The sequence below is a fragment of the Phenylobacterium sp. genome, assembly GCF_030681155.1.
Classification (GTDB): Bacteria; Pseudomonadota; Alphaproteobacteria; order Caulobacterales; family Caulobacteraceae; genus Phenylobacterium.
In genome coordinates, this window is sequence record NZ_JAUXXE010000008.1 from 1 (window position 1) to 5,080 (window position 5,080).

Here is a 5,080-nt window from a genome sequence, read left to right on the forward strand (position 1 = left end):
ACGCCCTGTTCCTCGGCGGCGACGATGTAGAGCGCCAGGATCGGCAGCACCGCCCCGTTCATGGTCATCGACACGCTCATCTTGTCGAGCGGGATGCCGTCGAACAACGTGCGCATATCGAAGATGGAGTCGATGGCGACGCCGGCCATGCCGACATCGCCCTTCACCCGCGGGTGGTCGCTGTCGTAGCCGCGGTGGGTCGCGAGGTCGAAGGCGACCGACAGGCCCATCTGGCCGGCGGCGAGGTTGCGCCGGTAGAACGCGTTGGAATCCTCGGCCGTGGAGAAGCCCGCATATTGGCGGATAGTCCACGGGTTGGTCAGGTACATGGTCGGATAGGGGCCGCGCAGGAACGGCGCGAGGCCCGGATAGCCCGAAGCGAGGCCCTCAACGTCCTGGGGACCATAGGACGGCTTCACGGCCACGCCTTCCGGCGTATCCCACACGTCGCCCGAGACGATGGCGCGCGTGGTTGCAGCGCCGTCGAAGGGCAGGGTGGCGAAGTCGGGGAACTTGCTCATTGTGCGGCCTCGTGCGGCTCGGCGAGACGGATCGGACGAAGCGGCGGGCAATGGCCGTCTGGACCGGGCAGCCGGGCGGACGGGGCGTCGGTCGCCCGCGGGGCGGGATGCTGGACCTCGACCGGGGCGTCCTGGGTCGGTGGGAAGGCGGTGACGCCGACGATCTTTGGCGTTCCGGCGGCCTCACGGGCGGCGACGACGGCGCCGACCTGGGCGGCGACGTGGCCGGAGGCGAGCGCTGCGATCAGGCCGCCCTGCGCCTCAATGGCCTGGAACTGCGCCCAGGCGGCGCGCGCCATTTCGTCGGTCAGGGCTTCGACATAGCCAGAGCCGGCGGCAGGGTCCGACACCCGGCCGAGGTGGGCCTCTTCCATCAGGACAAGCTGGGCGTTGCGGGTCTGGCGCCGCGCGAACTCGGTGGGCAGGCCAAGCGGATCTGTGAAGGCGCCGAGCACCACCGCGTCGGCGCCGCCGACCGCGGCGCCGAAGGCCGCCGAGCTGAGGCGCAGCATATTGGTCCAGGGATCCTGCGCCGCCAGCATGCGGTGCGAGGAGCGCGCCTCGATGCGGGCCGGGACATCCACGCCGCACGCGGTGACCAGACGCGTCCATAGCAACCGCGCTGCGCGATGCTTGGCCAAGGTCGCGAAGTAGTCTGTATCGGCCGCAAGCCCTAGGTGGATGGCGGCGAAGGCGTCCTGCATCGACAAGCCCGCCCGAACCAGGGCCTTGGCGTAGGTGAGCGCGGCGGCTAGGGCGAAGGCCAGTTCGCCCGCCTCGCCGCCGCCGGCCTCGTGAACCACCCGGCCGGAGGCGAGGAACAGGCTCGCCTTCGGGAAGGTCGCGATCAGCCGAGCCCCGACCGTCGCGGCGGAGACAACGTGACTCTCTATCGGCCCAGGGCTGACGCCGTCGCGCGTGAAGCGGCTCAATGGGTCCAGATGGAAGGAGAGCAGGGCGGTCGGCGAGCTTTTAGCGGCCGCGGCGAGCCAGTCGGCCGCCTTGGGACCGAGCAGGCCAGCGTCGAGAGCGGCCGGCGCGAACTCCAGCATGACGCCATCGAGCACGCGCGCCAGTTCCTCGGCCGAACCGACCGCGACGCCGTGTTTTCCGGTTGGATCAATGATGATCAGAGCCGAGGCGGCGCCGCCTTCCAGATCGGCCAGCAATTCTGCGTTGGCGCGAACCGGATCGGGGTGGGCGATGATCGAGCGGACGTCCCAGGGCCGTTCGGCGTCATGCGGACGCGGCGCGAAGCTCGGCGCGGCGGTCTCGCCGTCATAAAGCGGGGCGATCGGCAAACCCTCCAGCGTCGTACGCTGGAGGCTCTCGAACGGCGCTCCTTTGAGGGTCTTTTCGACCAGGGCTCGCCATTCGGCGACGGTGGCGGCGGGGAACTCGCCGAGAGTGTTCGGGGCATCGCTCATCGGGAGCCATTGGGCCGTCTCCAGCCAGCGCGTCAAGTTCACGCGGGGTCACGATTCAGCGGTGCTTGCACGCCCGCATGGTTTGTGTGTACGCTGTAAAAATTAGATCGACGCCATTCAAAAGGACGCCCTCATGGCCCTGCCTCCCATACTCTCCGAGCGCCTGCGTATCCCGGTGATTGCTTCGCCGCTGTTCATCATCTCCGGTCCCGAACTGGTGATCGCGCAGTGCAAGGCCGGTGTGGTGGGCTCGTTCCCGGCGCTGAACGCGCGGCCGGTGAGCCAATTGGATGAGTGGCTGGCGCAGATCACCGAGGAACTGGCCGCCTGGGACGCCAAAAACCCCGACCGGTTGTCGGCCCCGTTCGCCATGAACCAGATCGTTCACAAGACCAACGACCGCCTGGAGCAGGATGTCGAGATGGCTGTGAAGTACAAGGTGCCGATCACCATCACCTCGCTGGGCGCGCGCGAAGACGTGAACCAGGCGATGCACTCCTATGGCGGCATCGTGTTGCACGACGTCATCAACGACCGTTTCGCCCGCAAGGCGGTGGAGAAGGGCGCCGACGGCCTCATCCCCGTGGCGGCCGGAGCAGGCGGCCACGCTGGGCACCTGTCTCCCTTCGCTCTGGTGCAGGAACTGCGCGAATGGTTCGAGGGGCCGATCGCCCTGTCGGGCTCGATCGCCAATGGCGCGGCGGTCCTGGGCGCCCAGGCCATGGGCGCGGACCTCGCCTATATCGGCTCGGCCTTCATCGCCACGCAGGAAGCGCGCGCGATGGACGGCTACAAGGACATGATCGTGGCCTCGCGCGGCGACGACATTGTCTATTCGAACCTCTTCACCGGCGTGCATGGCAACTATCTGCGCCCCTCCATTGAGGCCGCCGGCCTGGATCCGGACAACCTGCCTGAAGCCGACCCTTCGAAGATGAACTTCGGATCGGGTGGCAACCAGAAGGCCAAGGCCTGGAAGGACATCTGGGGCTGCGGCCAAGGCATCGGCGCGGTGAAGGATATCCCGACAGCCGGGCAGTTGGTCGATCGCCTGGCCAATGAGTACGAAGCCGCGAAGGCCGCGCTGGCCGCGAAGACTTCGCTCACCCGCGGCAGCGCCCTGGCGATGGCTGCGGAGTAACCCTACCGGCCGGGATTTGGCTTGCGGTTGGTCGCCTTAGACTTGCACTCTGCCTTAACTTAGGTGGGGAAAGCTCATGGCGCAGCTTCGCGTACATTTTGCGACCAACCGCAACCATCTGCCCGACAATAAGCTCGAGATATTCGGCAAGACGTTCAACCCCGATGGGGTGGCGGCGCTGCGCTATGGGTACGCCGATTTTGGCGCAGGATCGAAGCCCAGCAAGGTCGAGGTCTATCCGGAAGAGGCCGCCGAGAACGGCTTCAAGATAAAGGGCAGCGACCGGTTCTTGCGGGAGTTGCACCGGTGCATGGCCGGCGATCGGTCCGATACGCTGGTCTTTATCCACGGCTTCAATGTCAGCTTCATGGGCGCGCTGGCCGCCGGAGCCGAACTGGCGCGTGAAGTGCAGTTCGACGGCCGGGCGCTAAATGTGGTGGTGTTTAGCTGGCCGTCCGACGGGGCCGCGGTCCCTTTGATGTCCTACTATAGCGACCGGGAGGACGCCCGGGCCTCGGGGCCGGCCCTGGCGCGCGCGTTCCTGCGGCTGAAGACCTTCGTCACCGAGGAACTTGGGCCCAACGACTATTGCCAGCGCCAGCTTCATTTGCTGGCTCACAGCATGGGCGTCTATGTCCTGCGCAACGGTCTGCAGGCGGTGATCGCCAAGGAACCCAAGAGCCTGGTGCGGCTGTTCGACCAGATCCTGCTGGCGGCGCCGGACGAGGACGACGATACGTTCGAGCAGGACGATAAGCTGAAGCCGCTGCCCTATATCGGCCGGCAGGTGACGGTCTATTTCAATCCGCGCGACCGGGCCTTGCTGATCTCCGACAAGACTAAGGCCAATCCCGATCGCCTGGGCTCGGACGGCCCACGACTGGTGGACATGTTGCCCAAGAAGGTTGTGCTGGTGGACTGCCGGAACATCGCGGCCGGAGCCGACGAACGCTCCCTTCACAGCTACTACATAAACAGCCGTGCCGTTTCGCAGGACATCGCCGCGGTGATGCTGGGGCTGGAGCCGGACATGATCGTGAACCGGGAATATCTGTTGGCCAAGCGCGCTTGGAGGCTGGTGGCCGAAGCACCTAACTAGCGCCCGGTCGACCGCCAAGCTTTGCGTCGGGACCGCATCCAACCGGCGCTTTGGGACTTATTGCTGGGTGGCGGAGCTCGTCCGTCGTTGGAAGAGTGTTCGTCTTGCTGAGAACAGTGGTCGTGTGTGGGGCTTTGGCGCTCGGCGCCTGTGACAAGCCCAGCGATTTCGTACCCAAGAAGCCAGCGGCCTCATCGGCCCCAGCGGCGCCCTCCAGCTTGGAGATGTTGAACCTGCGGGCCGCGCTGCAACCCTGCGAGCGGGCGATGGAGGCCGGCAGCGAGGAAATCGCGGCGGTGGCGGTCAACAAGCCCGACCTGGCCAAGCGGGCGCTTATTCAGAATGTGCGCCAGGTATGCGCTGGCGCTGTCGATAAGGTCCGGGGCCTGCCGCTATGGGGTCGTCTAAAGGATCCCTGCGTTCGCGCGGTCGACGCGCGGGAAGTCGTGGCGGCCGGCGCTCTGGATGTCCTGGACGCCAAGGCTGGGGCGCTGGGCGTCGAAACCCTGCGGAACAAGATCGCTGATCAGGCCGCCGCGTCTCGGGCTTGCGCCGATGAGATCGCCTTTGCCGAGCGTGACGATGACGAGGCCGCGCCGCTGCCCCCAGCGAGCTAGGCAAAAAGGAAAACGGCGGGAAGGTATCCCTTCCCGCCGTCGTCTTGGGAGCGCGAGCGCGCCCTGGATGGTCTTAGCGGAACAGTCCGAGCAGGATGCCCGAGGACTGGTTGGCGATCGACAGGGCCTGGACGCCAAGCTGTTGCTTGGTTTGCAGGGCCTGCAGCTTCGCGCTTTCCTTGGCCAGGTCGGCGTCCACCAGGTTGCCGACACCAGCGTCCAGGGTGTCCTGGAGCTTCATGACGTTGGTCAGGTGGGTGTCCAGCGCCTTGGCG

The 5,080-nt window shown here is 66.5% G+C and carries 6 protein-coding genes; 3 read left to right on the forward strand and 3 right to left on the reverse strand.

Annotation, left to right across the window (positions count from 1 at the left end):
• Together Q8M13_RS01865 and Q8M13_RS01870 are read right to left on the reverse strand one after the other, a co-directional pair.
• The coding region (locus Q8M13_RS01865) for a methylmalonyl-CoA mutase family protein (RefSeq protein WP_305297924.1) at nt 1-521 on the reverse strand (521 nt) is incomplete at its 3' end.
• Nucleotides 518-1,948 (reverse strand): methylmalonyl-CoA mutase family protein, encoded by a 1,431-nt coding sequence (locus Q8M13_RS01870; protein WP_305297925.1) that lies wholly within the window; start codon nt 1,946-1,948, stop codon nt 518-520. The genes Q8M13_RS01870 and Q8M13_RS01865, both read right to left, overlap by 4 nt.
• Nucleotides 1,949-2,081: 133 nt before the next feature.
• Between Q8M13_RS01870 and Q8M13_RS01875 the strand changes: the two genes are divergently transcribed.
• From Q8M13_RS01875 to Q8M13_RS01885, 3 genes are all read left to right on the forward strand, one after another.
• Nucleotides 2,082-3,089, forward strand: a complete 1,008-nt coding sequence (locus Q8M13_RS01875) for a nitronate monooxygenase family protein (RefSeq protein ID WP_305297926.1) — start codon at nt 2,082-2,084, stop codon at nt 3,087-3,089.
• Nucleotides 3,090-3,165: 76 nt separating this feature from the next.
• Complete coding sequence (locus Q8M13_RS01880; RefSeq protein ID WP_305297927.1) at nt 3,166-4,188, forward strand: alpha/beta hydrolase; 1,023 nt, start codon at nt 3,166-3,168, stop codon at nt 4,186-4,188.
• Nucleotides 4,189-4,292: 104 nt separating this feature from the next.
• Nucleotides 4,293-4,805 carry a hypothetical protein gene (locus tag Q8M13_RS01885; protein ID WP_305297928.1) on the forward strand — a complete coding sequence of 171 codons (513 nt, stop codon included), beginning with the start codon at nt 4,293-4,295 and terminating at the stop codon, nt 4,803-4,805.
• Nucleotides 4,806-4,878: 73 nt separating this feature from the next.
• Here Q8M13_RS01885 and Q8M13_RS01890 read toward each other — a convergent pair.
• A partial coding sequence (locus Q8M13_RS01890; protein ID WP_305297929.1) for a flagellin occupies nt 4,879-5,080 on the reverse strand: 202 nt, incomplete at its 5' end.